Consider the following 2561-nt stretch of genomic DNA (forward strand, 5'->3'; position numbering starts at 1 on the left):
GTATATGGCGTCCGAGCATGGAAGTGCGCTCCAGTCGGGTTTCGAAGGCGCCCCAACGTGTACCGACTGTCACGGCGAGCACGACATCCATCAGATCACAGACAGCGAATCCCCGGTCAGTCGTCAGCACGAGGTAGAAGTGTGTGAGAGCTGTCATCTGAACACGGAAGAAGTCACAGCTCGGATGACGCACACTATCGGTTTTGTTGCGAGCTATGACAACAGCGTTCATGGATTGGCGTCCGCATCGGGGAATGCGGAAGCGGCCATCTGCAGCGACTGCCACGGCGGTCACCAGGCCGTGAAGGCAAGTAACCCCTACTCAAAGATCAACAAATTCAACATCGCGGCGACCTGTGGAGATTGCCACGACGAGATCGAGACGGTCTTTGCAGGCAGCATCCACGGGATTGCGCTTGCAGACGGCAACTCGGACTCGCCGACGTGTACGACGTGCCACGCCGAACACGCGATCATCGAACACACGAGTGCGGCTTCACCGGTAGCAGCGCTGAACGTCTCGGAGCAGGTCTGTCGACCGTGTCACGACTCCTACAAGCTGTCCACGAAGTATGGATTTCCGTCGGACCGACCGAAGTCGTTTGGAGACAGCTATCACGGCCTTGCGACCCGATTCGGCTCCGACGAAGCAGCCAACTGCGCGAGCTGCCACGGCATCCACGATATCCTGCCGTCGTCAGATGAACGATCGCGGGTATTTCCGGCGAATCTCGAAGTGACGTGCGGGGAATGCCATCCGGGAGCCACCGCGAACTTTGCGCGGGGCTCGGTCCATGTCGTTCGTACGCCCGGCGGCGATTCGCTGCTCTACTGGATTTCGACGATCTATCTCCTCGTGATTGTGGGAACGATCGGTGCGATGAGTGTCCACAATGCGATGGACTGGGGTCGCAAGATGGTCAATCATTACCACGAGCGTCTGAATCCGCCGCAGCGTGGAATGTCCGGTCTTGACGGGAAGCGGGGTCTGTACGTGCGCATGACAGTGAACGAGCGGGTCCAACATGCGCTTCTGGCCGGTAGCTTCATTCTTCTGACAATCACCGGGTTCATGCTCAAGTTTCCTGATGCCTGGTGGGTCATCTTCCTCCGTGAGAATTTCGGAGTTGGCGTTTTTGACCTTCGCGGGATTCTTCATCGGGGAGCAGCCGTCATAATGGTCGGCGACTCCTTCTACCATCTCTACTACATCATCTTTACGGTACGGGGCAGGCAGTTCGTGCGGGACATCATGTTCCGGGGCCAGGATTTTCGGGACATCATTCAGATGATGCGGTACTACGTCGGAGCATCAAAGAGCCGACCCCGTTTCGACCGTTTCAACTACGTCGAGAAGTCGGAATACTGGGCGCTGATCTGGGGCACCATCGTTATGACCGTAACCGGCATCGTGCTCTGGTTTGAAAACCAGTTCATGGGTCAATTCTCGAAACTGTTCGTGGACGTGAATGAGACCATTCATTACTACGAAGCCTGGCTGGCATTTCTGGCGATTGTGGTCTGGCACCTCTACTACGTGATATTCAACCCCGATGCCTACCCCATGAACTTCACCTGGCTTACGGGCAGAATCACGGAAGAGGAGATGGAGCATGAACACCCGCTCGAATTAGAGAGAATGCGGCGCGAGGCGGAAGAAAAGGAGAGCGCCGAAGGGGAAGATTGACTGATCCGGAGCCTGAAACACAATGCGGACCGCGCGTGAAAACATGAGCCGGCGCGGGTCTTTTCGACGGTTACGGCGTTTGGGTTAGCCCGTGGCGGTATTATAGTCGCGGGGTAATCGCGAGGCAATTTGGGGCGGCGCGGATGTTGCCGATTCCTTGAGAGCCGCAACTACAGATATGAAGCGACTTCGAACATTCGCAGGGAAGATTTCCGGTTGGCTCAAGAGCCCGGGCAGCAAGCGCAAACTTGCGATCCGATCGTCCGTCATCGGTGTTCTGGCAATCCTTTTTGTCGGCCTGTCGGCGGAGTACACGTCAAGGCCAACATTCTGTCCCACATGTCATTACATGGAGCCGTATTACGAGAGCTGGATAGCGGCTCCGGCGCACGAAGAGGTGTCCTGCGTCACGTGCCATTTCCCCCCTGGCATTGCCGGGACGATTCGCGGGAAGGTTGAAGGCCTTGTGCAAGTGGTGAACTATCTCGGTAGCTCCTACACGCGCCGCAAGCCGTGGGCCGAGATCGACGACGCTTCATGTCTGCAGAGCGGGTGTCATGAGACACGACTCCTTTCGGGTACGGTTGGATTTCGAGGTGTCGCGTTTGATCATGAGCCTCACCTTGGAGACCTCCGGCGCGGCAAGGAACTCCGATGCACCAGTTGTCACTCCCAGATCGTTCAGGGTGACCACATTCGGGTTACGGAGACCACGTGCTTCCTGTGTCATCTGAAACCTGAGGGCGTAATCGAGACGGCGGAGTTCGAGCGAGCCTCAGACTGCACGACGTGTCACGTTTGGGATTCGGTGACCGTCGAGCAGCCGTCAGAGATTACCGCGTTCCACAAAGAGGTCACGTCACGTGGACTTGAG

Annotated in this window: 2 protein-coding genes; both read left to right on the forward strand. The window is 57.1% G+C overall.

The annotated features are described in order from the left end of the window. Nucleotides 1-1687, forward strand: a 1687-nt coding sequence (locus HKN37_14375) for a cytochrome B (protein NNE47834.1), incomplete at its 5' end; no start/stop codon positions are given. A gap of 178 nt (nucleotides 1688-1865) precedes the next feature. Then, nucleotides 1866-2561 (forward strand): hypothetical protein (locus HKN37_14380; protein NNE47835.1); only part of this gene is annotated, 696 nt, incomplete at its 3' end.

Source organism: Rhodothermales bacterium (genome assembly GCA_013002345.1).
In the GTDB taxonomy this organism is placed as follows: Bacteria; Bacteroidota; Rhodothermia; order Rhodothermales; family JABDKH01; genus JABDKH01.